Here is a 26,133-nt window from a genome sequence, read left to right on the forward strand (position 1 = left end):
CTGGACCGGTGGTGACCGGTCGGCGGCTCGATGGAAGCAGGAAGCCTTGCCTGCTCAGGGCTGCATGGGCTGTGCGGCCGGGGCGGGCGTGGCTGCCGAGTGGGTCCCGTGGCCGCCTTCGCTTGCCCCGTGGCCACCGTGGCCGCCGCGACCGGTGCCGCCGCCGCTCTGGCCAGGACCGGCACCGCCGCCGCCGGCCCCGGCGCTGACCCCCTGGCTTTGACGCAGACCGATGGCCCCGCCCGAGGCTTTGGCAATGTTCTCGGCGGTCAGTCCGCCGAGGGCGATGGCGGAATCGACCACGATGGTCGAAACGGCGGTGACGTCCTGACGGTCGGCGATGTCGCTGGTTACCACGGCTTTTACCGGCGCCGTGGATGCGGCATGGGGGCTCGTGGGTGTCACGGTGATGACGACTGGATAGGCCGTCCCGGCGGGGATGGTCAGTTCGAAATGGTTGGTGCCTTTCAGGTCGAACGCAGTGACGACCGCGCCATTCTTGTCGGTGACCTGCAGATGCCCTTCGTTGATCGGGCCGGTCTGGTCGCTGACGTTACCGCTGATGTGCGCTTCCGAGCCCGACGCCGCGGGGATGGAGTTGCCGTTGTCGTCGCAGCCGGTGAGGATCAGGGCAAGCGCGGCGGTTTTCAGAAGGTAAAGCATGTTCTTTGTATACTGCATCGCCATGTCTGTGTAACCACTTTCCGTCTAGAACAGGGAGGGATGGTCTGTTCGTCAGAACAGCGTAATATCCGTATGGTACGCTTGAGGCGTCGCGGATTGCGTGGTTTTATAGCACATGGGCGAACACGGTGTACACGGGGCGAGCATCCTCGTTGAGACGGCAAGGCGCGACGTTCAGGCCGTTCCCTTGTTTGTGGACAAACCGCTCCAGCGGCGGTAGCCCATGGCTTTGACGATCGGCTTAATCGCAAGCTGGATTGCCGCCTCGCGGGGCAGGGTGCCATCGGTTTCGACCGACTGCAGGATTTTTTCCGTGTTGCGCCGGATTTTCTCCTTGATGGCGCTCAGAATCTGGGTTTTATTGGCGCCCCGGTATTCCATCGCCGCACCGATCAGGCCACCGGCATTGGCGATGAAGTCCGGGACGCAGATGACGCCTTTTTCATGGAGATAGCGCTCCGCCGAGGGGGGCAGTGACGCATCGGCGGCTTCGACCACCAGCCTGGCTTTGAGCCGGTCGACGTTGACCTGGGTGATGGCATCGGTCCCGGCCGCCGCTATCCAGATATCGCAGTCGAGGTGGACCGCGGCATCCCGTGCGAGGCGCTCGCCTTCGGTCGAATCGGTGACGCTGCCGCCGTTCTTCTTGAGGGCGACCAGTTCTGCGATGTCGAGCCCCCGGGGATGGTAAAGCGTCCCTCCGCTGTCGGAGATACCCACCACGACGGCGCCGTTTTCCGCGAGGTAGCGGGCCGTGTTCTGGCCGACCGTGCCGAATCCCTGGATGACGACCCGGGCATCCTCGAGTTTGAAGCCGCAGTACCGCAGCGCCACCTCGGTGGCGTGGTAGATTCCCCAGCCGGCCGCGCCGATGCGACTCAGTGCGATGCCACCCAGCTCCCGCGGCAGACCCATCGCCCTCCCGTTTTCATCGTGGATCCAGGCCATGGCAGTTTCATCGGAGCCCATGTCCGGTGTGAAGATGAACTGGTCTTCGCTGCGCAGCGCCCCCGCCAGCGCCCGCACCCGATGTTGGTTGTAGGCGTTCTCGAGGCTTCCGGGGGCAGGGTGGAGTACCGCGATTCCCCCGCCATGCGGGAGATCGGCTGCGGCACATTTGAGGGTCATGGTTCGAGCGAGGCGACAGCATTCGCTGGTGGAAGCGACGGCGGCGATGCGTAATCCACCGATCGCCGGTCCCAATATGTTGTTGTCGATGATGACAGTCGCCTTCAGCCCGATCGAAGGCTCCCAGAGGTGGATGATGCGGGTGGGGCCGAACTCGTCGGCGGCGTCGAATATGTCCCTCATGCAAGGCTTCCTTAGGCAGGACTGATCGTCGTCAAGCCTAACAGGCTAACCCGCCCATATTACAGTTGAGGGTTGGTCTGCTGGATATAATAGGGACGGCTTTCCGGGGGACCCGCCGGTGGCATGGCGGGTCCTCGGAGATTCAGATCGTCTGGGGTGCCTGATGGTTTTTGACTTCGCCGCGCTGGATGCGGACATATTCTTCGAGCTGGCGCTTGATCGCGTCGAACGCATCGCGCAGCGCGACGTAGACGTCTTCGTGAGCCTGTTTGTCGTGATGTTCCCGGCTGACCACCAGATGCTTGTTCGGGACGGCCAGGTCGATGCGCACATGGTAGAGATTACCCTGGTGCTGGTGATGGTGCTCGGCTTCCACGGCGACCCGGCAGCTGATGATGTGGTCGCAGAACTGCTCCAGTTTGTCCGCTTTTTCGCGAATCCGGGTTTCCACCGCGTCGGAGTGCGGAATGCCACGAAACGTAATCTCCAGAGGTACTTGCATAATCGATCCCGATAACTGTTCGATGAGTATGAGCTTGGGAAAAGACATCGGGCCGGTGGTCTTCGTCTTTTTGGCGTTCATGTCCAGCCGGCCCGCGTTTCCCGGTCGCGAGGCGCACGTCAAATTGCGGCGCAATTGTGCATTATGGCATTGCTTTAGGACGGTGTCGAACGGGGCTTGCCCGGCATCTTCCCGAGGCCGGCGGTGTCGCAAGGGATCGGGACTGTTAAAATCCAGGGTCTTTTACTGGCTCTATCTAAGGATCCAAGACGATGGACGTGATCGCTCGTATCGCGCAGGAACTCGGCGTTCAGGCACGCCAGGTACAAACGGCGGCGGCACTGCTGGACGAAGGCGCCACCGTGCCTTTCATCGCGCGCTATCGCAAGGAAGCGACAGGGGGCCTGGATGATACCCAATTGCGTACCCTGGAAGTACGGCTCAGCTATCTGCGGGAGCTGAACGACCGGCGCGCTGCCATTCTGGCCAGCATCGCCGAACAGGGCAAGCTGACAGCGGAGCTGGAGCAGGCCATCCGTGAGGCCGATACCAAGACCGCTCTCGAAGACTTGTATCTTCCCTACCGGCCGAAGCGGCGTACCAAGGCTCAGATCGCTCGTGAGGCGGGGTTGGAGCCTCTGGCCGATGCGCTGCTGGCAGAGCCGGGGCTCGATCCTCTGGCGGTGGCGGCCGGCTACGTCGACGCCGGCAAAGGCGTGGCCGATGCCGGCGCAGCTCTGGACGGTGCCCGTCAGATCCTGATGGAGCGCTTTGCCGAGGAGGCGACCATAGCGGGCGAATTGCGCGAAAAGGTGTGGAGCGAAGGGTTGCTGGTTTCATCCCTGGTCAACGGCAAGGCGCAGGAAGGAGCGAAGTTCAAGGATTATTTCGACTATGAGGAGGCGCTGGGGAGGATCCCTTCGCACCGCGCCCTGGCCCTGCTGCGCGGGCGTAACGAAGGCGTCCTGGTGCTGGGTCTGCAGGTGGCCAAGGACGAGGAATCCGGCCACCGGTTCGCCGAACATCGCATTGCCAGTGCTTTCGGCATCGCCGACCGCGGCCGTCCGGCCGATGGCTGGCTGTTGGAAACCGTGCGCCTGGCCTGGAAGGCAAAGCTCCTGACCCGCATCGAACTCGATCTGATGCAGCGCCTGCGGGAGACGGCAGAGGCCGAGGCCATCCGGGTGTTTGCCAGCAACCTGAAGGATTTGCTGCTGGCGGCGCCGGCCGGGCAGCGTGCCACCCTGGGGTTGGATCCAGGGTGGCGCACCGGCGTGAAGGTCGCTGTGGTCGATGGCACCGGCAAACTGGTGGCCACCGACACGATCTATCCGCATGCCCCCAGGAACCGTTGGGACGAGTCCATCGCGACGCTGGCGGCGCTGATCGCCCGTCACGGCGTCAGCTTGGTTAGTATCGGCAATGGTACCGCTTCGCGCGAGACTGACCAATTGGTGGCCGATCTGATGCAGCGCCATCCGGAACTGGGCGTGACCCGGGTGGTGGTGTCGGAGGCCGGGGCCTCGGTGTATTCGGCGTCGGAGCTGGCAGCGCATGAGTTTCCCGAGCTCGACGTGTCGTTGCGGGGTGCGGTGTCCATCGCTCGCCGCCTGCAGGATCCGCTGGCGGAGCTGGTCAAGATCGAACCCAAGTCGATTGGCGTCGGCCAGTACCAGCACGATGTCAACCAGACCCAACTCGGCCGTACCCTCGATGCGGTGGTGGAGGACTGCGTGAACGCGGTGGGGGTGGATGTCAACACCGCTTCGGTCTCGCTGCTGCGTTACGTCTCCGGCCTATCGCAGAGTCTGGGTCAGAATATCGTGGAATACCGCAACCAGCATGGGCCGTTCTCCAATCGGGAGCAGTTGAAGAAGGTCTCGCGGCTCGGGCCCAAGGCCTTCGAGCAGGCTGCCGGCTTCCTGCGCATTGCCAATGGCGAACATCCGCTGGATGCTTCCGCCGTGCATCCGGAAGCCTATCCGGTGGTGGAGAAGATCGTCCAGCGCACCGGCAAGGATATTCGCGAGCTCATCGGTAACGTGGCCTTCCTGCGCAGCGTGAATGCCGAACAGTTCACTGACGAGCGCTTTGGGCTGCCCACCGTCACCGACATCCTGCGCGAACTGGAGAAGCCCGGCCGTGATCCCCGGCCGGAGTTCAAGACCGCCCGTTTCAAGGATGGGGTGACCGAGCTCAAGGACCTCCAGCCAGGTATGCGGCTGGAAGGGGTGGTGACCAACGTCACCAATTTCGGCGCTTTCGTCGATGTCGGCGTGCATCAGGACGGTCTGGTTCACATCTCCCACCTGGCGGACCGGTTCGTGCGCGACCCGCGCGAGGTGGTCAAGGCCGGGGACGTGGTTCAAGTGAAGGTGCTGGAGGTCGATGTCCCGCGCAAGCGGATCGCCCTGTCGATGCGCAGCGACGCGGTGAAGAGCGAAGCGGGGCCGCCGCGTCCGGAGGCGAGAGGGCCGGCCGGCAAGCCGCGCAGCAAGGCCACTCCGCAGCCGGTACCCCAAGGCGCCATGGCCGAGGCGCTGGCGCAGGCCTTGAAGCGCGGGCGCTGAGTTTACCGTTTCAGGTGCCGTCCGCTGCCGGGAGGTCTTTGGCGGCCTGGCGTTCCTCCCCGGATGGCAGCGGCGCCGCCGGTGTCGTGATCCAGGCCGCGATGTCACGCCAGGGCCTCTCAGCCTGGAGGTCGCGCAACAGCAGGTGGTAACCCTGGCGGTAATAGGCGAAGCGGGTGCCGGCTGGAAGTTTGTCCAGCAGGATCATGAGCGGCGCTTTCGGAATGATCTCGTCGCGCTCACCATAGAGCACGAGGGTCGGAATCTTGAGTCCTGAGACACGTTCCTGGGCGGTGTCCATCAGGTCTGCCAAGCCTTTTATCGCGTCGACCCGGGTGGCTTTGATGACGTTCGGATCCCGCCCCAGTCCGCGGAGCATCTCGATGTTGTCCGATGCCATCACCCCCAGTCCTTCGCCGGTGATGCGCAACCAGGGGAGGGTATGCGAGCTCACAGCCAGCAACAAGCTTTGGTACCACGGCATGGTGTTGCGCGACCATACCGCCGGCGCGGACAGGATCAGGCCATCGACGCGTGGCGGGCGGGCGGAGGTCATGGTGACGATGGCCACGGCGCCGCCCATGCTTTCCCCGAGCAGATAGACCGGCACGCCCGGATGTCGAACCCGGACCTGGCCGACGAAGGTTTTGAGATCCCCGGTATAGGCCTCGACTCCCGCCCAGAGGCCGCGCCCCGGCGCCAGCCCGAAGCCGCGTTGGTCGTAGGCGTAGCAGCCGATTCCCTGGGTCTTTAGATAACTGCCCAAAGGCTCGAAAGCTAGGCTGTAGTCGTTGAAGCCGTGGACGGCGACGATGACGGCTTTGGGCCGTGTTCCGGGCGGCAGCCAGTGCCGGACCGGCAGCACCGCGCCATCGGGGGCGATGAAATGGCCGGCGTACAGTCGCGGCGGCGCCACATTCGGGCCGGGATGGTTGACCACAGGGGTACAGGCCGCCTGTATCATGAGGAGTGTCAGGCAAAGTACGGCACGTCTGGGTGCGATGACGACACGATGGTCCATAGCGGACGTGGCGGTGAGGAGACGAATGGGAAATTATACCGCCGGATGGCAAACCTTATGAGGCGAAAAAATCAACCAGGGACGAGCAGTCGAGTGAGAAGACGAGAGTGCAAGACTTGGGAGAGGAGAAGGTGGTCTTCGCGAAGAAGAAGTGTGTCGGTCCCCGGCGTACCCCAGAAAGGCAAAGCATTCGTTTGGTGAGTACACAAAATCCATGCCATTCATTCGACGCGCCGTGTCTTCGTGGATCGGCATCAGTCTTTCCGGTGGAACCGGGGTCGGGGCTGTGGCAATCGCCCCGGTTTGTGTGGGATATCACCTGATTTGCCGTCGCTGAGAGAGGCCATGGTTGTTTCGACGACGTGCATGCCGTCCAGGAAGTTCGGGGGGGACCTCATCCACTTCGCGCGGGACGCTTACGGTTCGATCGAGGTGGTCGATACGTTCGGTGTACGGACCTTGCATTTCGGTACACCGGCGCGGCAAAGCGCCATGTGTCTACAGGAACCGGACCGGGTCGAGCTGCCTTATGTGCGGGCGATGCTGAGCGCCTTACTGTTCCATCCCCAGCCTTCCGACGTTCTGTTGCTCGGGCTCGGTGGCGGTTCGCTGGCGAAGGCATTGTTCCAGCACTTTCCGGCCTGTCAGATCGACGTGGTGGAGCGGCGCGGGGTGGTCGTCGAGATTGCCCACCGGTTCTTCGGACTGCCGTTGCACCCGCGGTTATCCGTCACGGTCGGTGACGCTGGGGAATTCGTCAAACAGGCGGGGAGGCTTGCCGCCTACGATCTCATTCTCGCTGATCTGTTCGACGGGGAGGGCATGGCCTCGCCGGTGGCGGAGGAGTCGTTCTATTTCGGCTGCGCGGGTATGCTACGGCCGGCCGGCGTGTTCGGCATCAATCTCTGGGGTTCGCAGACCGCAGCTTGCAACCGGGCTCTGGATATGATGAGAAAAGCCTTTGACGGGCCGGCATTCCGGCTGGCGGTTCCGGGGCGGGGTAACCTGATCGGGTTTTCGCTCGCCTCCGAACCGAAGCGGGCGGCCATGGATGCGATGGAACAACGGGCACGCCGGCTCGAGACGAGGCTGGGCATCGAATTCAGCCGTTTTCTATGGGCCTTGAAAGCTGCGGGCCGGGCGTTTCCCAAGTCGGAGTCCAGGACACGGGGCGGCTGACTCAGTCCATTGCCGCGCCGGCGAGGCGTAAGCCGTCTTCGTTGAAATCCAGGACGGTCAGCTCGCCCTCGGCATCGGTGATTTCCGCGCGCCTGAGTTTGCCATTCCGGTGATAGGCATAGCGGTGCTCCATCTCGACCTCGCCGTAAACCATCTTCTGCAGGCCGACCAGGCGGTCCTGGTCGTCGAAAAACCCTTGAAAATAGGTGTTTCTGTGGCTGAGCTGTTCCGGTTCGAGTTCGGTCGTCAACTTGAGAGGGAGGTTCACACCGCTGTAAGTCAGGAAGAACCGGCAGGTGGCGGCGATCGCTTCGGACATGGTTGCACCCAGGGCTTTATTCGTGGAGCGACGATGATGGCATAAGTGTGGGCTGGCGTGGAATGGCGGGAACTGCGTGAAAAGACTTGCTTGTTTCCGGGTTTTGACCTGCCGTATCCGGAGCGGAACCGGTTCGTAGTCCTCAAACCGTGCAAATCATGGGCTGGCTTTGTTGGCATCGGTCTTGCTAGATAGCTGGCGCATAACCTCACTTTTGGCCTGGCGGCAGAGTGTCTTTGAACTGAAGAACTGTCATGGATGCGCCACTTTCCGCCAGCTTTTTTTGTGGGTGCGTTCAGATTGGTTCCAGGTTGGCGTAGGCCAGCATCAGCCATTTGGCGCCCACCTCCGCGAAATTGACATGGACCCGCGCCTGGGCTCCGTCGCCCTCTTGTTGCAAAATCACGCCCTCGCCGAACTTGCCGTGGCGGACCCGCTGGCCCAACCTGAATCCCCCGCGAGCGCCTGCGCCGGGCATGGCCGACGTATCGGCCGACTGCATCGCGGATGCGACAGGCCGGCTGACCCCGCCCTTCATCCGGACCTCTTCCAGACAGTCTGGCGGCAGTTCCCGCAGGAAACGGGATCGCCGCGGATAGGTCTCCTTGCCGTAGAGCCGCCGGCACTCGGCGTGGGTGATATAGAGCTTGCGCCGCGCCCGGGTGATACCGACGTAGCAGAGGCGGCGTTCTTCTTCGAGGCGGGCGGGGTCTTCCAGCGACTGCAGGCTGGGAAACAAGCCTTCCTCCAGGCCGACCAGGAACACCAGGTTGAATTCCAGGCCCTTGGCCGCATGCAGGGTCATGAGCTGGACGCAGTCCTCGCAACTTTCGCCCTGGTTCTCGCCGGCCTCCAGCGCCGCGTGGGCGAGGAATTGGTCGAGGCCACCCAGTTCGGGATCGATCAGCGGATCCAGCTCGAACTGGCGGGCGGCGCCGACCAGTTCCTCCAGATTTTCCACCCGGGCTTCCGCCTGCTCGCCTTTCTCCTTACGGTAATGTTCCAGTAAGCCGGAGCTTTTGACCGCGAGCTCTACCTGTTCCCACAGCGCCCGCCCCTGGGCCGCGGCGGCCATGGTTTCGACGAGATCCAGGAATCCGGCCAGGGCGCCTGCGGCCCGGGCGGGCAGCACGCCGTCGCCGATCAACTTCTCCGCGGCGGCCCACAACGACAGCTGCTCGAAGCGCGCCAGTTCGCGGACGAGGTCGAGGGTCTTGGCGCCGATGCCGCGGGTCGGAGTGTTGATGACCCGTTCGAAGCCGGGATCGTCGTGATGGTTGGCTATCAGCCGCAGGTAGGCGAGGGCGTCCTTGATCTCGGCGCGCTCGAAGAAACGCAGGCCGCCATAGACCCGGTAGGGGATGCCGAGGGCCAGCAGCTTTTCCTCGAACTGGCGCGACTGGGCGTTGGAACGGTACAGAATGGCCGCGTCGCTGCGCCTTCCGCCTTCCTCCACCCAGCGGCGGATCCGCTCGATCACGAAACAGGACTCGTCCTGCTCGTTGAAGGCGGCATAGACCGAGATCGGTTCCCCCCGGCCGCCTTCGGTCCACAGATTCTTGCCGAGCCGCCCCTCGTTCCGGGCGATCAGAGCATTGGCGGCGCTGAGGATGTTGCCGGTGGAGCGGTAGTTCTGCTCCAGGCGGATCATCCGGTGGCGCGGGTAGTCCCGCCGGAAACGGTGCAGGTTTTCGATCTTGGCGCCGCGCCAGCCGTAGATGGACTGGTCGTCATCGCCCACTACGCTGAGATTGTCGCGGTCCTGGGTCAATAACCGTAGCCAGGCGTACTGCACGCTGTTGGTGTCCTGGAATTCATCGACCAGCACGTGCTGGAAGCGTTCCTGATAGTGTGCGAGGGCGTCGGCGTTGTCGCGCAGGAATTCGTGGGTGCGCAGCAGCAGCTCGGCGAAATCCACCAGGCCGGAACGCTGGCACAGTTCCTCATAGGCGAGATAGATCCGCCGCATCTGCTGTTCGAACGGGTCGTAGGAGTCGGGCAGGTTCCTGGCCCGGCGGCCTTCATCCTTCTGGGTGTTGATGTACCACTGGATCTGGCGCGGCGGCCAGCGCGCCTCGTCCAGTTCCAGGGTTTTGAGCAGCCGGCGGATCAACCGGTACTGGTCGTCGGAATCGAGGATCTGGAAGCCCTCGGGCAGTCCGGCTTCGGGCGCATGGCGACGCAGGAAACGGTGCGCCAGGCCGTGGAAAGTGCCGACCCACAGGCCCTGAGTCGACAGCTCGAGCAGCGCTTCGATCCGCGCCTTCATCTCGTTCGCGGCCTTGTTGGTGAAAGTCACGGCGAGGATGGCATGCGGCGAGACGCCTTCGGCCCGAAGCAGCCAGGCGATGCGATGTACCAATACGCGGGTCTTGCCACTGCCTGCTCCGGCCAGCACCAGCAGCGAGCGGTCCGGTGCGGTGACGGCCTCACGCTGGGCTTCGTTCAGGGGAGCGATGATGTCGGTGATGTCCATGACGGGCATTTTACACCCGTCTTGCGCAATACCTGGGGAGCCTGCACAATCGAGAAGCTTTACCCCAGGGATATGGCCCAATGCGCCGTGCCCGTTTTCCTCGCCCGGCCCTCCCTCCGCAGAGGGCAAGGGTTTTCCCTTAAGCGACCGCACGTTCAAGAGGAGGTTATGACAATGGCTTTTGATTATAAGAAAATGCTAAAGCGTGAGCTCAACGTCGGCCTGAAAGATCGCCAGTACCGCATGATAGGCGGCGCCGTAGCGCTGCTGCTTTCAGTGTTCCTCGGGAATATCTTCCTGCTGCTGATCGGCATCGTCCTCGTGGCCACCGCACTCATGCGCTGGTGTCCGGTGTATTCCGGGCTCTCCAAGAGCACCGTCGATCCGAATGAACCGGCACCCGATAGCGGTTCCCATTCCGGCACCGAATCCCACTGATGGACAGCGGTCCTCCGGCGCAGGGATGCGCCCGGCTAGTCCTCGCGTCGGAACTGTCCTTCGAGGGTTCGGGCGCCGGAATCCGGTGAGTCCGGTGGCTGGAAATCCCGGAGCATGTGCTCGACGAGATAGGCCGCAATCAGCCGGCGCGATGCCGGCAGCAGCAGGATAAGGCTCGCCCCGTCGGACAGGAAGCCGGGTATCAGAAGAAGAATGCCGGCAATCAGGATCAGACCGCCTTCGATCATGTCCTGTGCAGGGATACGCCCGGCTTCCAGGCTTTGCTGGATGCGAGCGAAGGTTTTCAGTCCCTGGGTTTGCATGAGATAGGTTCCGGCCAGTGCTGCCGAGCCGAGCAGCAGAAGGGTCGGCAGAAAACCGAGCACGCTGCCGACACGGATCAAGACGTAAATTTCTGCGATCGGCAGCAGCAGTAGCGCCAGGATGGCGAGTTTCAACGGATTCATCGATACGGGTTTCTGTAAACTTTAAACAACGGGCGCACTTTTTCCCATGACATCGGTCTACTGTCTAGTCGTTTGCAGCTGTCCGGATGAGGAAACCGCCGGTGTTTTGGCGGAAGGGTTGGTCGAAGGGAGACTGGCGGCCTGCGTGAACATTGTCTCCGGGGTACGGTCGGTCTACCGGTGGCAGGGTGTTCTCGAGAAATCGGCGGAATGTCTTCTGTTTGCCAAGACTCGGGCGTCCCGTCAGGTGGAACTGCAGACCTGGTTGAGGGCGCGGCATCCTTATGAACTTCCAGAAATCATCGCGATCCCCATCCAAAGCGGATTGCCGGAATATCTCGAATGGGTCGGAACATGCGTGACGCCGTGAGATGGATCGGCCTGCTCCTGGTTTTTGGGCTGGCCAGTGCGCCTGTGCTCGCCGTAGACGGCCGTGACCTCCTGTCGCCGGAGCGGGCGTTCCCGGTAACTGCTCGGCAGTCCGGCGCCGGCATGGTTTCGCTGGCGTGGGACATCGCCGACGGCTATTACCTCTACCGGAGCAAATTCAAGTTCGCATCGCGCACCCCAGGTGTCCGCCTCGGCGAGCCGGTCTTTCCGGCAGGCTACAAGAAGCAGGACGCATTTTTCGGCGAAGTCGAAACTTACCGGGGACATGTCGAGGTCCAGCTACCTCTCGTTGCGGAATCCGCACTGCCGGAGTCGCTGGAACTGGAGGTGACGGTGCAGGGCTGTGCCGATGCCGGTGTCTGCTTCCCACCGTACCAGCGGCGGATCGGGGTGACAACCGCTGCGATCGGCGGTGGTGGGGCGTTCACGCGGCTGGCCGGTGCGCTCCGGGGTATCGGCAGTGGGCCGGCGAACGGGGACTTGCTGCCGGCGGATCAAGCGTTCCGCTTTTTCGCCGAGGCGCCGACCGGCGACGTCCTCCGGCTGAGTTGGCAGATCGCGCCCGGTTATTACCTCTACCGCGAAAAATTCCGCATTGTCTTGCGCGATTCCGAGGGCGTCGCTCTGGGGGGCTATGCGTTCCCGCGCGGGGAGCCGAAGATCGACGAAGAGTTCGGCGCGGTGGAAATCTTCCATGGCGAGGTCGCCGTTGACATTCCCTTGGTCAGGACCGACAGCGGTCCTCGCACCCTCACCCTGGAGGCCGGCTTCCAAGGGTGCGCCGAGCGGGGCGTCTGCTACCCGCCGATGGCGAAGACGGTCGAGCTCGCCCTGCCGGCCGCTGCGGAAGGAAAAAGTGTCTCGGCGGTGGCCGGAGCGACCGTCATCACCGAGCAGGACCGCATTGCCGACGGGCTCTGGCGCGGTTCGCTCTGGCTCAACATGCTGAGTTTCCTCGGTTTCGGCGTCCTGCTCGCCTTCACCCCCTGCATTTTCCCGATGATCCCGATTCTTTCCGGCGTCATCGTCGGCCACGGTCATGCCATCACCACGCGCCGGGCGTTTTCGCTGTCGCTGGCCTATGTGCTCGCCCATGCCTTGGCTTACACCGGCTTCGGAGTTCTGGCCGCCCTGTTCGGTGCTAACCTCCAGGCCACATTGCAGAACCCATGGGCGATCGGAGCTTTCAGCGGCCTGTTCGTGGTGCTGGCGCTATCCATGTTCGGCTTCTACCAGCTTCAGCTCCCGATCGCCCTGCAGTCGCGGATCGCGGCGCTCAGTTCGCGGCAACAGGCGGGCAGTCTGGCTGGCGCGGCCGTGATGGGACTGCTGTCGGCCGGCCTCGTGGGGCCTTGCGTGGCGGCACCGCTGGCGGGGGCGCTGATCTACATCGGCCGGAGCGGCGATGCGCTGCTGGGTGGGGTCGCCCTGTTTTCCCTTGGCCTGGGCATGGGACTGCCGCTGCTGGCAATCGGCACCTCGGCGGGCAAACTGCTGCCCAAGGCCGGCATGTGGATGAATGCAGTCAAGTCGGTGTTCGGCGTGGCCATGCTGGCTGTGGCGGTATCGATGCTGGAGCGGATCGTCCCCCTGTCCCTCGCCATGCTGATGTGGGCGCTGCTGCTCATCGTGCCGGCCGTATACATGGGGGCGCTCGATGCCCTGCCCGCGGGGGCTTCGGGCTGGCGCAAGCTATGGAAAGGACTGGGTGTGGCGATGGCCGTCTACGGCGTGTTCATGCTGCTTGGAGTGGCGGCTGGCAGCCGCGATCCATTACAACCTTTGCGGGGGGTGGCCGCTCCCCCGGCTGCCGTCGCCGATGCCGGTCCCCCGCCTTTCTTGAGGGTGGCGAGCCTGGCGGAACTGGAGGCTCGTCTGGATGAGGCCGCTTCTGCCGGACGCTGGGCGATGCTCGATTTCTACGCCGATTGGTGTGTGTCGTGCAAGGAGATGGAGCGTCACACCTTCAGCGATCCTGCGGTCAAGGCGAAGCTGAAAGAGATGGTGCTGCTCAAGGCCGACATCACCGAAAACGGCGATGAGGACCAGGCATTGCTACGGCGCTTCGGTCTGGTCGGTCCGCCGGCGACGCTGTTTTTCGGTCCCGACCGGAGCGAGCGGAAACCTTTCCGGCTGGTGGGCTTTACCGAGTCGGAAAAGTTCGTCCATCACCTCGAGCGGCTGTTCGACGGTGTCCGATAGGTTCGTGCTGGTTCTGGTCGCTGTGTTGGCCCTTCTGGCGGGGGCGCTGGCGCAGCGTTGGCTGTCGGTTGCAGCGCCCGACTGGCAGGGGCCGGAATCGGTGTTTCCCGACCTTTCCGGCCACCCCGTGCGTCTGTCCGATGAGCGTTCCGAAGTGCTGCTGCTGAATTTCTGGGCAAGCTGGTGCGAACCGTGCCGGGAGGAAATGCCGGTGCTGGACGACCTCCATGCGGAATTCGGGCCGCGCGGGCTCAAGGTCGTCGGTCTGGCGCTGGAGGACCGTGAGGCGGTTGCGGCGTTTTTGCGGCAGCTGCCGGTGGGCTATCGTATCCTGGTCGGTGAGCACGGTGGCGATACGTTGGCGGCGCACCTCGGGAATGCCGGCGGAGGCTTGCCCTTCAGCGTGGCTTTCGACGGCCGCGGGCGGGTGCTCGCGACTTTCCTGGGGCCCCAGACGAAGAACGGCTTTCTGGCCGCCATCGGGCCGCGGCTCATGTCGCCCCGATGATGCCGCCAACCGGCCTGTTGCTGCATTTGTGGACAAGATACTGTCATTTCGGCAGAATACCGCCGCCTGTTTGGGCGATTTCATCGATATTTAAGAGCTGGCACGCGCAATGGCGGGTATCTTGGTGCTGAACGGGCCTAACCTCAATCTGTTGGGGGTGCGTGAGCCCGGCATCTATGGCAGCGACACGCTTTCGGATATCGAATCGCGCCTGGAGGCACAGGCCAGGGCGGCGGGCATGCCGATCGATTTCTTTCAGAGCAATGCCGAACATGCTTTGATCGAACGCATTCACCAGGCGTTCCGCGACGCGGTCGACATGATCATCATCAATCCCGGTGCGTTCACCCATACCAGCGTCGCTTTGCGCGATGCGCTGCTGGCCACCGCCGTGCCTTTCATTGAAGTACACATTTCGAACGTGCATGCGCGCGAGCCGTTCCGCCGTCATTCCTATCTTTCCGATATTGCCAAGGGGGTCATCTGCGGATTGGGCCCCGTGGGCTACGAACTGGCGCTCCAGGCCGCCCTGCAAATGACATATAGGTCGTTATAGATGGATATTAGAAAAATAAAAAAACTGATCGATATCATCGAGGGATCGGATATCGCGGAGATCGAAATTCGCGAAGGGGAAGAGTCCGTCCGGATCAGTCGTTACACCTCCAGCCTCGCGGTCCCCGCCGCCTTGGCGGCGGGGACGATGCCAGCGGCGGTATCCCAGGTTCCCACCGGGCAGCCGGCACCGCCACCCACCGAAGCGGCCAAGGAAACTACCGGCCACGAGGTGCGATCCCCCATGGTGGGCACGTTCTACCGGGCACCCTCTCCCGGTTCCAAGGCGTTCGTGGAAGTGGGGCAGCGGGTCGAAGTCGGCGACACGCTCTGCATCATCGAAGCGATGAAAATCCTCAATCAGATCGAAGCCGACAAGGCCGGCATAGTGACCAAGATTCTGGTGGAGAACGGTCAGCCCGTGGAGTACAACCAGCCGCTGTTCGTGATCGAATAGCCTTCGGCCCGTTTCGGCTCAACAGTCTCCAAGGTACTCACTATGCTAGGTAAAGTCGTCATCGCCAATCGCGGTGAAATCGCTTTGCGCATCCTCCGTGCTTGCCGCGAGCTTGGGATCAAGGCCGTCGCCGTACATTCCGAAGCGGACCGCGATCTGAAGCACGTGCGCCTGGCCGACGAGTCGGTCTGCATCGGACCGGCGGCCTCGCGTGACAGTTATCTGAATGTTCCGGCGATCATCAGTGCCGCCGAGGTCACCGATGCTCTGGCGATCCATCCCGGCTATGGCTTTTTATCGGAAAACGCCGATTTCGCCGAAAAGGTGATTCAGAGCGGATTCATCTTCATCGGACCGAGGCCGGAAACCATCCGCATGATGGGAGACAAAGTCGCGGCCATCGAAGCGATGAAAAAGGCCGGGATCCCCACTCTGCCGGGCTCGGACGGCCCTCTGGGAGAGAACGAGCAAGAGAATCTGGTAATCGCCAGACGGATCGGTTTTCCCATCATCATCAAGGCTGCCGGTGGCGGTGGCGGGCGCGGCATGCGGGTCGTGCACAGCGAGGCCAGTCTTGCCGCTTCCATTGAACTGACCCGGAGCGAGGCCGGCGCCGCGTTTGGGAACGACATGGTATACATGGAGAAGTTTCTGGAGAATCCGCGCCACATCGAGTTTCAGGTGATCGCGGATTCACACGGCAACGTGGTTCATCTGGGGGAGCGTGACTGCTCCACCCAGCGCCGTCACCAGAAGGTCGTGGAAGAAGCGCCGGCACCCGGCATCACCCAGGCACAGCGGGATGAGATGGGCATGCGTTGCGTGCAGGCATGCAGAGAGATCGGTTATCTCGGCGCCGGCACGTTCGAATTCCTCTACCAGGATGGCCAGTTCTATTTCATCGAAATGAACACCCGGGTCCAGGTCGAGCACCCCGTGACCGAAATGGTCACCGGCTTCGACATCGTCAAGGAACAGCTGCGGATCGCCGCCGGCGAGCCGCTTTCGATCCGTCAGGCCGAAGTGGAAATGCGCGGGCATGCCATCGAATGCCGGATCAATGCAGAGGATCCCGTCAATTTCATGCCATCGCCGGGGCTGATCGAGCAGTTCCATATGCCGGGCGGGCCGGGTATCCGTGTCGAGACCCACATCTACAACGGCTATCGTGTTCCGCCGTATTACGATTCCATGATCGGCAAGCTGATTGCCCATGGTGAAACTCGCGCCGGAGCGATCGCCCGGATGCGTACGGCCTTGAACGAGATGGTGATCGGCGGAATCAAATGCAATATTCCGCTGTTGCTCGATATCGTCAACGACAGTGCTTTCGAGGCGGGCGGGCAGAACATCCATTACCTAGAGCAGAAGCTGGGGCTCAAGCACTAAAGTCATGTGGCAGCAGTTGATGGTGACCGTCGACGAGGAACTGGCCGAAGATGTGTCGGATGCGCTGATGGATGCCGGCGCCTTGTCCGTCAGTTTCCTGGACGCCGGGGATCAAGCGTTGTTCGAGCCTCCGCTCGGTACGACTCCGGTGTGGACGCAAACCCGAGTGGTGGGTCTGTTTGAGAAGGATGGCGACTTGGCAGCAATCCGCTCGGCGCTCGGTGGGCAATTCGGCGAGGAAAGGCTTAGGGACTGGAGCGAGGAAACGCTGGCCGACCAGGTCTGGGAGCGGGCCTGGCTCGAACATTTCCACCCCATGCGTTTCGGCAGCCGGTTGTGGGTCTGCCCAACCGGTTTCACGGTCGAGGAAACCGATGCAGTGGTCATGCGGCTGGATCCGGGGCTGGCGTTCGGCACCGGGACCCACCCGACCACCGCGTTGTGCCTGGAATGGCTGGATGCGGCGGATTTGCACGGTGCATCGGTGTTGGATTATGGCTGTGGCTCCGGCATCCTGGGCGTTGCCGCGGCGTTACTCGGGGCCGCCCGCGTCCATGCCGTCGACATCGATCCGCAGGCGCTGGCGGCCACCGTGGAAAACGCCCGGCAGAACCGCGTCGGGGACCGAATCGAGGTGGCCTTGCCCTGGGATCTGGTGGACGGCGAGAGCGACATCGTATTGGCGAACATACTGGCCAATCCCTTGATGGAACTGGCCGATGCCTTGCGGTCGCGGTTGCGGCCGGACGGCCGGATTGTACTCTCAGGCATTCTGGCGGAGCAGGCGGACGCTGTGGCCTCTGTGTATGCGCGAAAAGGCTTCGAAATGGAACCCGCCGTGCTCAGTGAGGGCTGGGTCCGGCTCGCTGGGGTCAGACGGACTTAAAGGTGTTTACCCGCTGCCCCTCCTGTGGTACGGCTTACGGAATCTCGGTGCGCCAGCTACGGGAAGGGCGGGGTGTCATGTTATGCGACCACTGCGGTCGTGTTTTCAATGCCCTCCCGGGACTGGAGGAGAGTGTTCCCGATCCGTATTCGCAGCCGCCGAAGGCCGGGGCGGGACGCTGGTTCCGGGGAGGGACGAGAGGATATGATCAGTCCCCCCGCCCGGGGTTTTTCCTCCGGCTGGCCTGGGGTGTCGGCAGCATCGCCCTGGCGATCGCTCTGCTCGGCCAGGTGGCCTATTTCGGCAGCACTCGATTTGCCCAGGATGAGGCTCTGCGGCCATGGCTGGTGATGCTGTGCAATGCCGTAGGATGCCAGCTACCGCCCTACAGCGACGTCGAATCCATCCAGATCGTTGAGCGGACCCTACGGCCGGTGCCGGCCACCGGCGGCTACGAATTCCGGCTGGTCATGGCCAACCAGTCCACGGCGGCCCAGGTGTTTCCTTCGATCGTCCTGCGTGTGGTCGACCGGCAGGGGAAGCCGGCGGCGGGTAGGGTGTTTTCGCCGGCGGAATACCTGCCGAAGGGAACCGGTATGTCCATGATGCCGGTCGGGAAGTCTCTGGAAGTCCGCCTGGAACTGGCGAAGCCCGCCCGGGACATCAGCGGTTTCACCTTCGAATTGATCTGACCCTGTTCCAGGCGTGTCCCCTTCGGGAACCGCCTTTTCTTTATTCAAGCGCCAATGGTGCTTGGGTTGGCGACTGTATGTCTGAATTGTCGGTATTGCGGCTGAAGAAGAACGAGGAGCGTCGTTTGCGGGCGGGGCACCTGTGGGTCTTCAGCAACGAAGTGGATGGCGAAAAGACTCCACTCAAACGGTTCGTTCCCGGTGAATACGTGGTGGTGGAGGATTCCCGCCAACAGCCGCTGGGCTTGGCTTACGTCAACCCGGAATCGCTGATCTGCGCGCGGCTTTTGAGTCGCGACCACCGCGTGGCGATCGACCATGCCTTTCTGTTAAAGCGCCTGAGCCGGGCCCTGCATCTGCGCGAAATGCTTTTCGCCAAGCCTTATTACCGTCTGGTGTATGGTGAAAGCGACGGCCTCCCCGGCTTGGTGATCGACCGTCTGGGCGACGTGCTGGTGTTGCAGGCCAGCACGCTCGGCGCGGAGCGGCTGCAGGACCCAGTGATGGAGGTGCTCGACAAGCTGCTTTCACCCCGTACCCTGGTGCTGAAAAATACTTCGAGTCTGCGCCAGTTCGAAAAGCTTGAGAATTACGTGCGGGTGCTGGGTGCGCCGCTCGAGGGGCTGGTGCCGATCGAAGAGAACGGCGCGAAGTTCCTGGTCGATCCCGTGGGAGGGCAGAAGACGGGGTGGTTCTTCGACCATCGCCAGAACCGTGCCGTGGTGGCGCAGTTATCGAAATGTCAGCGTGTACTCGATCTGTTCTGCTATACCGGAGGCTGGGGTGTCCAGGCGGCCCTGGGAGGGGCAGAATCCGTGGATTGTGTGGACAGCTCCGAATCGGCGCTTGCGCTCGCCGCGGAAAACGCCAGGCTCAACGGTGTGGGCGATCGCATGGGCTTCATCCGGCAAGATGTTTTCGAGTTCCTGAAGCAGCTTCGGCACAAACGCCATCGCTACGATTTGATCGTGGTGGATCCGCCCGCCCTCATCAAGCGTAAGAAAGACGTCAAGGCGGGCGTGGAGGCATACCACCGCCTCAACCAGGCGGCCATGCAAGTGCTGAATCCCGGGGGGGTTCTGGTGTCAGCCTCCTGCTCATACAATCTGCCGCGATCCACCTTGCACGATATCCTGCGCACCTGCAGCCGGCATCTCGATCGGCATCTGGTGATCCTGGGTCAGGGTTGCCAGGGGCCGGATCATCCGGTCCATCCCGCGATTCCCGAGACCGAGTATCTCAAGACCTTTTTCTGCCACCTGTCGATGCCGCTCTAGGCGGGGTTTTCAGCCCTCGGTTGGCCATGTCGCCGCGGTGACACGCTCATGGCCATGCAGATCGCGATGATGACGGACGTCGCGGTAGCCCAGCTCGCCGAGGACCGTGGCGACAGCGTCGGCCTGGTCGAAGCCGTGCTCTATCATCACTCTGCCATCGGGCAGCAGATATGGGCCGGCGTTTTCGGCGATCAGGGCGATGTCATGCAGTCCATCCTTCGCTGATACCAGGGCCTGTCTAGGTTCGTAGCGGAGATCGCCGCGCAGGAGGTGCGGGTCGGTTGGGCTAACATAAGGAGGGTTGCTGACGATCAGGTCGAAGCGGATGCCTGCCGGCAGCGGGGCAAACCAGGTGCCCCGCAGGAACCGGACAGTTTCGGCACCGAGGGCGGCGGCATTATGGCGGGCCATTGCGAGAGCGGATTCGCTAACATCCACCGCCCAGACTTCGGCGTCCGGACATTCGAGAGCCAACGTCACGGCGATGACGCCGCTGCCGGTACCCAGATCAAGGATGCGGGGGCGGTTTCTGCGGGAGGCTGCCTCGACCGCAAGTTCCACTAGCAGTTCGGTTTCCGGGCGCGGAATCAGCACATCGGGGCAGACCTTGAAGGATCTGGACCAGAATTCTCGTACTCCCGTCAGATAGGCGACAGGGACACCACGGGCGCGCGCTGCGATGGATGCCAGAAAGCGCTGTTCTTCGTCGCCTTGCAGCAGACGTTCGGGCCAGGCCCTGAGATAGGCGCGGTTTTTCCCGATTACATGGGCCAGCAGCACTTCGGCATCGAGGCGGGCCGTTTCGCTGACGGAGCTGAGTTCGCGGCTGGCGGCCTCCAGCGCTTCCCAAAGGTTGGCGGGCACGTCTTCAGCTTCCGGCCAGACTGGCCAGCATGTCGGCCTGATGCTCCTGCAGCAGGGGATCGATGACCGGGTCGAGGTCGCCGTCCATGATGGCCTCCAGCCGGTAGAGCGTGAGATTGATACGATGGTCGGTCAGCCGGCCCTGCGGGAAGTTATAGGTCCGGATGCGTTCGGAGCGGTCGCCGCTGCCTACTTGCAGTTTCCTCGATGCGGCGATCTCGGAATTTTGCTTTTCCTGGGCGGCGGCCAGAATGCGGGCCTGCAACAGCGACATGGCGCGCGCCCGGTTCTTGTGCTGGGAGCGCTCATCCTGGCACTCCACGACGGTGCCGGTCGGGATGTGGGTGATGCGTATGGCCGAATCGGTCCGGTTGACGTGCTGACCGCCAGCCCCCGAGGCACGGAAGGTGTCAACGCGCAGATCGGAAGGGTTAATGTCGATCTCGACATCATCGAATTCCGGGAGAACCGCCACGGTGCAAGCCGACGTATGGATGCGGCCCTGAGCTTCAGTGGCGGGCACCCGCTGGACGCGGTGGGTACCGGCTTCGAACTTGAGCCGGGAATAGACATTCTGGCCGCTGATGCGCATCACGACCTCCTTGTAGCCGCCGTGCTCACCCTCGCTTTCGCTGACTATCTCGGCTCTCCAGCCCTGCCGTTCGGCGTAGCGGCTGTACATGCGCTGTAGGTCGCCGGCGAAGATCGCCGCTTCCGCACCGCCGGTGCCGGCCCGGATTTCGAGGAACACGTTACGCTCGTCGTTGGGGTCGCGCGGCAGCAGCAGGATTTGCAGCTCCTGCTCCAGGGCGTCGCAGCGCTTGCGTCCGGCTTCGAGTTCCTCCCGCGCCAGACTGCGGACTTCGGGATCCTGATCCTGCAGCAATGCTTGCGCATAATCCAGGCCCTCCAGCGTTTCCCGGTAGCGCCGGAAACAGGCGACACAGGGTTCAAGCTGGGCGTATTCCCGGCTCAGGGCCTTGAACCGGTTTTGATCGTTCTGGACTTCCGGGGTGGCCAGGAGGCCGGTGATTTCTTCGAAGCGATGGGATAGGTTTTCGAGTTTCTGCTGAACGGAAGGATTCACGTATCGGGGTCTTTGAGTTGAAAAAGTTCGCGCGCCGCGGCGACGATGTCGGCGCGTTCGTTCACGCCCGCCTGCCAGATCTGCGAACTGGGCGCGTGAATGATCTTGTTGGTGAGGGTATCCGCCAGCCAACGCAGGGTGTCTTCGGCGCTCTTGCCGCGGCGCAGCTGCCGCAGCGCCCGTTGCAAAGCCACGTCGCGGTGCCGTTCGGCTTGGCTCCGGACGTCGCGGATCGTTTCGGTAGCCGCCTGAGCCCTGAGCCAGGCCAGGAAATGTTCGACTTCCAGGTCGATGATTTCTTCGGCTTGCAGAGCGGCTTCCTGACGGGTCTTGAGGTTTTCCTCGACGGTGTGCCGCAGATCGTCGACGGTGTAAAGATAGACATCCTGGAGCTGCTCGACCTCGGGCTCGATATCCCGCGGCACCGCCAGGTCCACGATGAACATCGGCTTGTGGCGGCGGCTTCGCAGCGCGCTCTCGAAGCTGCCTTTGCCGAGGATGGGCAGGGGACTGCCGGTGGAGGTGACGATGATGTCCGCCTTGGCCAGATGTTTGGGCAGCTCTTCCAGAGAGATGGCGAAAGCGCCGAACTGATTGGCCAGGGTATGGGCCCGGTCGAAGGTCCGGTTGGCGATGATCATGTGCCCGATCCGGTTCTCGCTCAAGTGCCGCGCGGTCAGCTCGATGGTCTCACCGGCGCCGATGAGGATGGCGGTCAGATCGCCGAGATCGTCGAAAATGCGCTGGGCCAGCCGGATGGCGGCGAATGCGACCGAGACGGGGCTGCAGCCGATCGCCGTGTCGGTCCGGACCTTCTTGGCCGCGGCGAAGGTGCGATGGAACAGCTTGGTCAGAATCTTCCCTGCGGTACCGGCGTCGCGTGCCGCCTGGTAGGCGGTCTTCATCTGGCCGAGGATCTGCGGCTCCCCCAGGATCATCGAGTCCAGCCCGCAGGCGACGCGGAACATATGCCGGATCGTGCCGGCGTCGAAGTGGGAGTAAAGATATTGGGAGATGTCCTGACCGTCGAACTGCCGCTGATCGCGCATCCAGTCGACGATGGGCCGCTGGTCGCGCCCGTCGAGTTCGCAATACACCTCGGTGCGGTTGCAGGTCGACAGGATCGCCGCCTCCCCCACCTGCGGCAGGCCGATCAGGTTCCGCAGCGCGGATTGCAGGTGCTCTGCGGGGAATGCCAAACGTTCCCTGATCGAAACCGGTGCGGTGGTGTGATTGACGCCTAAAGTCAGGATCGCCATGGCGGGCAGGTGGCTGAAACGGACGACGATTTTAATGAAAACGCGATCCTAATCCAATTTCGCTTAAGCACAAGTCTTGCCGGTTCAACGGGAAAGGGTACAATTCCGCACGGAAAAATCGGTTCTGGCCCGGGTCGCAAGCAATATAGGCAATCCCTCGTTCTCCTCAAAATATCCCAGAATGTCGGCGCAGGCGGGATGCAGGGAAAGCTTCAGCCCGTCCGGTTGCTCCTCTCTCAAGCCTTTGAATTCCTACGCGCAATTCGCGGGACGATAGTGCCTAAAATTCGGATACGAAAGTTCTGGCCCAGTGCTACAGGTACTGTGCCAGGTTTGCTGTTGATTGCCCTGGCATTCGGGTGCGTGGGCCAAAGGGCCAAATTTGCGGATGAAGCATTCTGGAGTGACGAGACCGAGATCCGTTCCGCGGTCGAGCCGCTGACGCCCAAAGCTCAGCTGGTTTACCTGGTGCTGGCCGGAGAGTTGGCCGGCCAGCGCGGCCGCTACGAGGTTGCGCTCGAGCATTATCTCCAGGCCGCCCGCTTGTCACGCGACGCGCGTCTTGCGGAACGGGCGACGCAGATTGCCTTGTTCGTAAAAAAATATCCCGAAGCGATCGAAGGGGTGTCGCTCTGGCTGCAGGCCGAACCCCGCAACGCAGGGGCCCGCCGCATGGCAGCCTTGCTCTACCTGAAGGTGGGAAGGCGCGAGGAGGCCGTGGCGCAGATGAAAGTATTGCTGACACTGCCGGACGCCGAACTGGAAAATACGCTCATCGAATTGGTGAAGGTGCTCGACAGCGAGGTGCCCAAACAGGACGCGGCGGAATTCATGAACGCCTTGTTGCGGGCGTCCCCAGGTATGGCGGAGCTTCATTTCGCAGCCGCCCTTCTCGCCGCCAACCAGGGCGAATTCCAGCGGGCCTTGAATGAGGCCGAGGAGGCCCTGAAGCTGCACCCGGACTGGAGCCGGGCCCGGGTGCTACAGGCGCAGGTCATGGCACAGATGGGGGATTCTGCGGCTGCTGGGGACATGATTCAGCGCTCACTCAAACGGGATCCGGACAACGCCAGGCTTCGCCTGATCTACTCGCAGCTGCTCATCAAGTCCGGTGACATCGAAGGCGCGCGGCGCGAATTGGCGCGTATCGTAGCCAAGGAACCCGGGAATCAGGACGCCCGGTTCGGACTTGGACTGGCGCTCATCGATCTGGGCCGGCTCGATGCGGCCCGCCGCGAGTTCATGGCGCTGGCCATGTCCGAAAAGTGGCGGGTTCAAGCCTACTTTTATCTGGGGCTGATCGATGCCCGCAAGGGTAGGCTGAGTGAAGCTCTGGGCTGGTTCGACCGCGTCACGACCGGTCCGACCGAGTTCGATGCCCGGGTGAACGGCATCACTGCCCTGATCAGTCTGGGCCGGCTGACGGAGGCGCGAACCCGTCTCGCCGACGTCCGGAGGCGTTTTCCGAACGAGTCGGTTCGTCTGTATCTTCTGGAGGCCGAGCTGCTTTCCAAGAACAGGGACTATGAAGACGCCTTCAATCTGTTGACCGAGGCGCTCGGTGAAATCCCAGGGCAGAGCGATCTGCTCTATGCCAGGGCTCTGGTGGCGGAAAACCTCGGCCGGTTCGACGTGCTGGAGGCGGATTTGCGTCAAGTGCTGGAAAAGAGCCCCGATGATCCCAATGCGCTGAATGCCCTGGGCTATACGCTCGTCGAGCGGGGCGAGCGGTTGGACGAAGCCAAGGGCTATCTCGACCGGGCGATCCGGCTCAGGCCCGATGACCCGGCGATACTCGACAGTTATGGCTGGCTCCTGTACCGGCTGCGCAACTATGCCGAAGCCGCTGAGTACCTGCGCCGAGCTTATGAAAAGGTCCAGGATCCGGAGATCGCATCGCACCTGGGTGAGGTGCTGGTGGAGTCTGGGCGACGCCAGGAAGCCAGGAAAATTCTGCGGGAGGCATGGAAGAAGGCGCCCGAGCACGAGGATATGCAGCGGATCAAGGCGCGCTATCCGGATCTGCTGGCGCCGTGATGCGTGATTGGATCCGGCTTGCGGCGGTGTCCCTGACGGTCTTGTCGGCGGCAGCCGCTATGCAGGGTTGTGCCCCAGCGCCGGTCCGGCCAGGCATGCCGGACGCGGCCCGATTGGCCAGCCTCGAACGCTGGCGGCTGGAAGGTCGTGTTGCGGTGCAGACTGCGGACGACGCCTGGCAGGCCAGTTTGTCCTGGGATCACGACGGCCGTCAGGATCGGCTGTGGATTTCCGGTCCTTTGAATCAGGGAACGGTTTCCATCGTTCTCCAGGAGGACTTGATTCTGGTCAACGAAGGCCATGGGAACGAGAGGATTTCCCGCGATCCCGAAGGGCTGCTGAAAGAAAAACTGGGCTTTTCCATTCCGCTGCAGAGGCTGCGTTACTGGGTCCTGGGGGTTGTAGCACCCGGGGATGCGGGTGAAGAGATGGAATTCTATCCGGACGGGCGCCTGAAGCACCTCAGGCAGGCGGAATGGTCGCTCGATTACGAGCGTTATCGCAGCTGGGACCGCTTCACCTTGCCACAGAAAGTGCTGATCCAGGGGCGTTCGCTCAAGCTGAAACTGTTTGCGGACGAGTGGACTGTCGGGAATCCTCCAGCATGAAGCCGTTTTCTCTGCGCTTGCCGGCACCGGCCAAGCTCAATCTCACCCTTCGTATCACCGGTCGCCGCCCCGACGGATACCATGATTTGCAGACGGTGTTCCAGTTCGTGGATGTGTGCGACTGGCTAGAATTCCGCTCCGATGCTTCCGGCGAAATCCGATTGCAGACTTCGCTGGCGGGGGTGCCGGAGGAACAGAACCTGATCGTCCGTGCCGCCCGCCTGCTCAAGGAATACGCGGGCGTAGCCGCCGGGGCAGACATCATCTTGGAGAAAAACCTGCCCTTGGGGGGTGGCCTGGGAGGCGGAAGCTCGGATGCAGCGACCACGCTGGTCGCGCTGAACCACTTGTGGGAGCTGGGTCTGGATCGGTACACGCTGATGAATCTCGGTTTGCGGCTGGGGGCGGATGTACCGATTTTCGTTTTCGGCCGGAGCGCCTGGGCGGAAGGGGTGGGCGAAAGGCTGCAGATCGTGGAACTGCCCGAGCCCTGGTACGTCATCGTCGTGCCACCGTGCCATGTCTCGACCGCCGAGATATTCAGTGCCCCCGATTTGACAAGAGATAACGACCCGATCACAATAACCGACTTCCTTGCGGGATCCCATGACAATCATTGCCTGGATGCCGTCGTGCGTCGATACCCGGTAGTGGGCGAAGCGATGCGTGAGTTGGAGAAGTATTCCAGGGATGTTCGGCTGACGGGCACGGGCGCCTGCGTTTATTCGGTCCACGGCAGTGAGGACGAAGCCAGGACCGCATGCGACGATTTGTCCCGCGACTGGGTCGTCCTTGTGACGCCTGGCCGCAACCTGTCGCCTCTGTATGAGGCGCTGAACGAACGATAGGTTTTTTTCGCATTTTTGGGGCGTAGCCAAGCGGTAAGGCACCGGGTTTTGATCCCGGCATTCCCAGGTTCGAATCCTGGCGCCCCAGCCAACTCCCTGTCTGCGTC

25 protein-coding genes and 1 tRNA gene are annotated in these 26,133 nt (G+C 62.7%); 16 read left to right on the forward strand and 10 right to left on the reverse strand.

The genetic code is table 11. The features are described 5' to 3' along the window. Positions 1–54 precede the first annotated feature (54 nt). The 3 genes from N4J17_RS10510 to N4J17_RS10520 form a co-directional block, all read right to left on the reverse strand. Entirely contained in the window at positions 55–681 is a 627-nt protein-coding gene (locus N4J17_RS10510; protein WP_232470533.1) for a hypothetical protein, read from the reverse strand. Between the two features lie 177 nt (positions 682–858). Beyond that, positions 859–1,995: a glutamate dehydrogenase gene (locus N4J17_RS10515; protein WP_198323310.1), complete on the reverse strand. Its 1,137-nt coding sequence runs from the start codon at positions 1,993–1,995 to the stop codon at positions 859–861. Positions 1,996–2,137: 142 nt separating this feature from the next. Further along, positions 2,138–2,497, reverse strand: a complete 360-nt coding sequence (locus N4J17_RS10520; protein WP_198323311.1) for an HPF/RaiA family ribosome-associated protein — start codon at positions 2,495–2,497, stop codon at positions 2,138–2,140. Between the two features lie 272 nt (positions 2,498–2,769). On the opposite strand from N4J17_RS10520, the gene N4J17_RS10525 reads away from it, so the two are divergent. Then, a complete protein-coding gene (locus N4J17_RS10525; protein WP_198323312.1) occupies positions 2,770–5,067 on the forward strand; it encodes a Tex family protein in 2,298 nt (765 codons plus the stop codon). A 10-nt stretch (positions 5,068–5,077) separates the two neighbouring features. Here the strand turns inward: N4J17_RS10525 and N4J17_RS10530 are convergent, their stop codons facing one another. Then, positions 5,078–6,088 carry an alpha/beta hydrolase gene (locus N4J17_RS10530; RefSeq protein WP_198323313.1) on the reverse strand — a complete coding sequence of 337 codons (1,011 nt, stop codon included), beginning with the start codon at positions 6,086–6,088 and terminating at the stop codon, positions 5,078–5,080. A 366-nt stretch (positions 6,089–6,454) separates the two neighbouring features. On the opposite strand from N4J17_RS10530, the gene N4J17_RS10535 reads away from it, so the two are divergent. Next, entirely contained in the window at positions 6,455–7,267 is an 813-nt protein-coding gene (locus tag N4J17_RS10535) for a hypothetical protein (protein WP_277458306.1), read from the forward strand. Between the two features lies 1 nt (position 7,268). On the opposite strand, the gene N4J17_RS10540 is transcribed toward N4J17_RS10535, so the two are convergent. Both N4J17_RS10540 and uvrD read right to left on the reverse strand, forming a co-directional pair. After that, the gene (locus tag N4J17_RS10540; protein WP_198323315.1) at positions 7,269–7,586 is read right to left on the reverse strand and encodes a DUF6156 family protein; all 318 of its coding nucleotides are present in this window, start codon (positions 7,584–7,586) and stop codon (positions 7,269–7,271) included. Between the two features lie 295 nt (positions 7,587–7,881). Further along, entirely contained in the window at positions 7,882–10,062 is a 2,181-nt protein-coding gene (uvrD, locus tag N4J17_RS10545; RefSeq protein WP_198323337.1) for a DNA helicase II, read from the reverse strand. Positions 10,063–10,236: 174 nt separating this feature from the next. On the opposite strand from uvrD, the gene N4J17_RS10550 reads away from it, so the two are divergent. Then, entirely contained in the window at positions 10,237–10,500 is a 264-nt protein-coding gene (locus N4J17_RS10550; RefSeq protein ID WP_198323316.1) for a YgaP family membrane protein, read from the forward strand. A 35-nt stretch (positions 10,501–10,535) separates the two neighbouring features. On the opposite strand, the gene N4J17_RS10555 is transcribed toward N4J17_RS10550, so the two are convergent. After that, positions 10,536–10,967 carry an FxsA family protein gene (locus tag N4J17_RS10555; protein ID WP_198323317.1) on the reverse strand — a complete coding sequence of 144 codons (432 nt, stop codon included), beginning with the start codon at positions 10,965–10,967 and terminating at the stop codon, positions 10,536–10,538. Positions 10,968–11,013: 46 nt separating this feature from the next. Here N4J17_RS10555 and cutA point away from each other — a divergent pair, with 46 nt between their 5' ends. The 9 genes from cutA to N4J17_RS10600 all read left to right on the forward strand — a co-directional run bounded on the left by cutA (position 11,014) and on the right by N4J17_RS10600 (position 19,323). Next, entirely contained in the window at positions 11,014–11,337 is a 324-nt protein-coding gene (cutA, locus tag N4J17_RS10560) for a divalent-cation tolerance protein CutA (protein ID WP_198323318.1), read from the forward strand. Next, positions 11,322–13,559 carry a protein-disulfide reductase DsbD gene (gene dsbD, locus N4J17_RS10565; protein ID WP_232470534.1) on the forward strand — a complete coding sequence of 746 codons (2,238 nt, stop codon included), beginning with the start codon at positions 11,322–11,324 and terminating at the stop codon, positions 13,557–13,559. Before cutA ends, dsbD begins: the two co-directional genes overlap by 16 nt. Continuing rightward, positions 13,549–14,067, forward strand: coding sequence for a TlpA disulfide reductase family protein (locus N4J17_RS10570; RefSeq protein ID WP_198323320.1), 519 nt, complete (start codon positions 13,549–13,551; stop codon positions 14,065–14,067). Before dsbD ends, N4J17_RS10570 begins: the two co-directional genes overlap by 11 nt. Positions 14,068–14,176: 109 nt before the next feature. Beyond that, entirely contained in the window at positions 14,177–14,623 is a 447-nt protein-coding gene (aroQ, locus tag N4J17_RS10575) for a type II 3-dehydroquinate dehydratase (RefSeq protein WP_198323321.1), read from the forward strand. Then, positions 14,624–15,079 (forward strand): acetyl-CoA carboxylase biotin carboxyl carrier protein, encoded by a 456-nt coding sequence (accB, locus tag N4J17_RS10580; protein ID WP_198323322.1) that lies wholly within the window; start codon positions 14,624–14,626, stop codon positions 15,077–15,079. A gap of 42 nt (positions 15,080–15,121) precedes the next feature. Continuing rightward, on the forward strand, positions 15,122–16,468 hold the full coding sequence (gene accC, locus N4J17_RS10585) for an acetyl-CoA carboxylase biotin carboxylase subunit (protein ID WP_198323323.1): 1,347 nt from the start codon (positions 15,122–15,124) through the stop codon (positions 16,466–16,468). A 4-nt stretch (positions 16,469–16,472) separates the two neighbouring features. Then, a complete protein-coding gene (prmA, locus tag N4J17_RS10590) occupies positions 16,473–17,354 on the forward strand; it encodes a 50S ribosomal protein L11 methyltransferase (protein WP_198323324.1) in 882 nt (293 codons plus the stop codon). A gap of 47 nt (positions 17,355–17,401) precedes the next feature. Then, positions 17,402–18,046 carry a DUF3426 domain-containing protein gene (locus N4J17_RS10595; protein WP_338457597.1) on the forward strand — a complete coding sequence of 215 codons (645 nt, stop codon included), beginning with the start codon at positions 17,402–17,404 and terminating at the stop codon, positions 18,044–18,046. A 77-nt stretch (positions 18,047–18,123) separates the two neighbouring features. Then, entirely contained in the window at positions 18,124–19,323 is a 1,200-nt protein-coding gene (locus N4J17_RS10600; RefSeq protein WP_198323326.1) for a class I SAM-dependent rRNA methyltransferase, read from the forward strand. A 9-nt stretch (positions 19,324–19,332) separates the two neighbouring features. On the opposite strand, the gene prmC is transcribed toward N4J17_RS10600, so the two are convergent. Genes prmC through hemA form a run of 3 tightly spaced genes read right to left on the reverse strand, consistent with a single transcriptional unit; the run spans position 19,333 to position 22,533 of the window. Next, on the reverse strand, positions 19,333–20,187 hold the full coding sequence (gene prmC / locus N4J17_RS10605; RefSeq protein WP_198323327.1) for a peptide chain release factor N(5)-glutamine methyltransferase: 855 nt from the start codon (positions 20,185–20,187) through the stop codon (positions 19,333–19,335). 4 nt (positions 20,188–20,191) lie between these two features. Next, on the reverse strand, positions 20,192–21,274 hold the full coding sequence (gene prfA / locus N4J17_RS10610; RefSeq protein ID WP_198323328.1) for a peptide chain release factor 1: 1,083 nt from the start codon (positions 21,272–21,274) through the stop codon (positions 20,192–20,194). Beyond that, positions 21,271–22,533, reverse strand: a complete 1,263-nt coding sequence (hemA, locus tag N4J17_RS10615; RefSeq protein ID WP_198323329.1) for a glutamyl-tRNA reductase — start codon at positions 22,531–22,533, stop codon at positions 21,271–21,273. Before hemA ends, prfA begins: the two co-directional genes overlap by 4 nt. A 324-nt stretch (positions 22,534–22,857) precedes the next feature. On the opposite strand from hemA, the gene N4J17_RS10620 reads away from it, so the two are divergent. The 4 genes from N4J17_RS10620 (at position 22,858) to N4J17_RS10635 (ending at position 26,117) form a co-directional block, all read left to right on the forward strand. After that, on the forward strand, positions 22,858–24,570 hold the full coding sequence (locus N4J17_RS10620; protein ID WP_277458305.1) for a tetratricopeptide repeat protein: 1,713 nt from the start codon (positions 22,858–22,860) through the stop codon (positions 24,568–24,570). Then, entirely contained in the window at positions 24,570–25,178 is a 609-nt protein-coding gene (gene lolB, locus N4J17_RS10625; protein WP_198323331.1) for a lipoprotein insertase outer membrane protein LolB, read from the forward strand. The genes N4J17_RS10620 and lolB overlap by 1 nt, the downstream gene beginning before the upstream one ends. After that, positions 25,175–26,026, forward strand: coding sequence for a 4-(cytidine 5'-diphospho)-2-C-methyl-D-erythritol kinase (ispE, locus tag N4J17_RS10630; RefSeq protein ID WP_232470535.1), 852 nt, complete (start codon positions 25,175–25,177; stop codon positions 26,024–26,026). The genes lolB and ispE overlap by 4 nt, the downstream gene beginning before the upstream one ends. A 16-nt stretch (positions 26,027–26,042) precedes the next feature. Beyond that, a tRNA-Gln gene (locus tag N4J17_RS10635) sits at positions 26,043–26,117 on the forward strand. Positions 26,118–26,133 lie beyond the last annotated feature (16 nt).

This window comes from Methylococcus capsulatus (assembly GCF_036864975.1).
Lineage (GTDB): Bacteria > Pseudomonadota > Gammaproteobacteria > Methylococcales > Methylococcaceae > Methylococcus.

What these genes read in the sequence shown, in the direction of transcription:
- aroQ (WP_198323321.1), top strand. Translation starts at nt 14,177, where the DNA reads ATGGCGGGTATCTTGGTGCTGAACGGGCCTAACCTCAATCTGTTGGGG.
- N4J17_RS10555 (WP_198323317.1), bottom strand. Translation starts at nt 10,967, where the DNA reads ATGAATCCGTTGAAACTCGCCATCCTGGCGCTACTGCTGCTGCCGATC.
- N4J17_RS10525 (WP_198323312.1), top strand. Translation starts at nt 2,770, where the DNA reads ATGGACGTGATCGCTCGTATCGCGCAGGAACTCGGCGTTCAGGCACGC.
- N4J17_RS10535 (WP_277458306.1), top strand. Translation starts at nt 6,455, where the DNA reads ATGCCGTCCAGGAAGTTCGGGGGGGACCTCATCCACTTCGCGCGGGAC.
- dsbD (WP_232470534.1), top strand. Translation starts at nt 11,322, where the DNA reads ATGCGTGACGCCGTGAGATGGATCGGCCTGCTCCTGGTTTTTGGGCTG.
- accC (WP_198323323.1), top strand. Translation starts at nt 15,122, where the DNA reads ATGCTAGGTAAAGTCGTCATCGCCAATCGCGGTGAAATCGCTTTGCGC.
- lolB (WP_198323331.1), top strand. Translation starts at nt 24,570, where the DNA reads ATGCGTGATTGGATCCGGCTTGCGGCGGTGTCCCTGACGGTCTTGTCG.
- prmA (WP_198323324.1), top strand. Translation starts at nt 16,473, where the DNA reads ATGTGGCAGCAGTTGATGGTGACCGTCGACGAGGAACTGGCCGAAGAT.
- cutA (WP_198323318.1), top strand. Translation starts at nt 11,014, where the DNA reads ATGACATCGGTCTACTGTCTAGTCGTTTGCAGCTGTCCGGATGAGGAA.
- N4J17_RS10515 (WP_198323310.1), bottom strand. Translation starts at nt 1,995, where the DNA reads ATGAGGGACATATTCGACGCCGCCGACGAGTTCGGCCCCACCCGCATC.
- N4J17_RS10600 (WP_198323326.1), top strand. Translation starts at nt 18,124, where the DNA reads ATGTCTGAATTGTCGGTATTGCGGCTGAAGAAGAACGAGGAGCGTCGT.
- N4J17_RS10520 (WP_198323311.1), bottom strand. Translation starts at nt 2,497, where the DNA reads ATGCAAGTACCTCTGGAGATTACGTTTCGTGGCATTCCGCACTCCGAC.
- accB (WP_198323322.1), top strand. Translation starts at nt 14,624, where the DNA reads ATGGATATTAGAAAAATAAAAAAACTGATCGATATCATCGAGGGATCG.
- N4J17_RS10540 (WP_198323315.1), bottom strand. Translation starts at nt 7,586, where the DNA reads ATGTCCGAAGCGATCGCCGCCACCTGCCGGTTCTTCCTGACTTACAGC.
- uvrD (WP_198323337.1), bottom strand. Translation starts at nt 10,062, where the DNA reads ATGGACATCACCGACATCATCGCTCCCCTGAACGAAGCCCAGCGTGAG.
- N4J17_RS10510 (WP_232470533.1), bottom strand. Translation starts at nt 681, where the DNA reads ATGCAGTATACAAAGAACATGCTTTACCTTCTGAAAACCGCCGCGCTT.
- N4J17_RS10530 (WP_198323313.1), bottom strand. Translation starts at nt 6,088, where the DNA reads ATGGACCATCGTGTCGTCATCGCACCCAGACGTGCCGTACTTTGCCTG.
- N4J17_RS10550 (WP_198323316.1), top strand. Translation starts at nt 10,237, where the DNA reads ATGGCTTTTGATTATAAGAAAATGCTAAAGCGTGAGCTCAACGTCGGC.
- hemA (WP_198323329.1), bottom strand. Translation starts at nt 22,533, where the DNA reads ATGGCGATCCTGACTTTAGGCGTCAATCACACCACCGCACCGGTTTCG.
- ispE (WP_232470535.1), top strand. Translation starts at nt 25,175, where the DNA reads ATGAAGCCGTTTTCTCTGCGCTTGCCGGCACCGGCCAAGCTCAATCTC.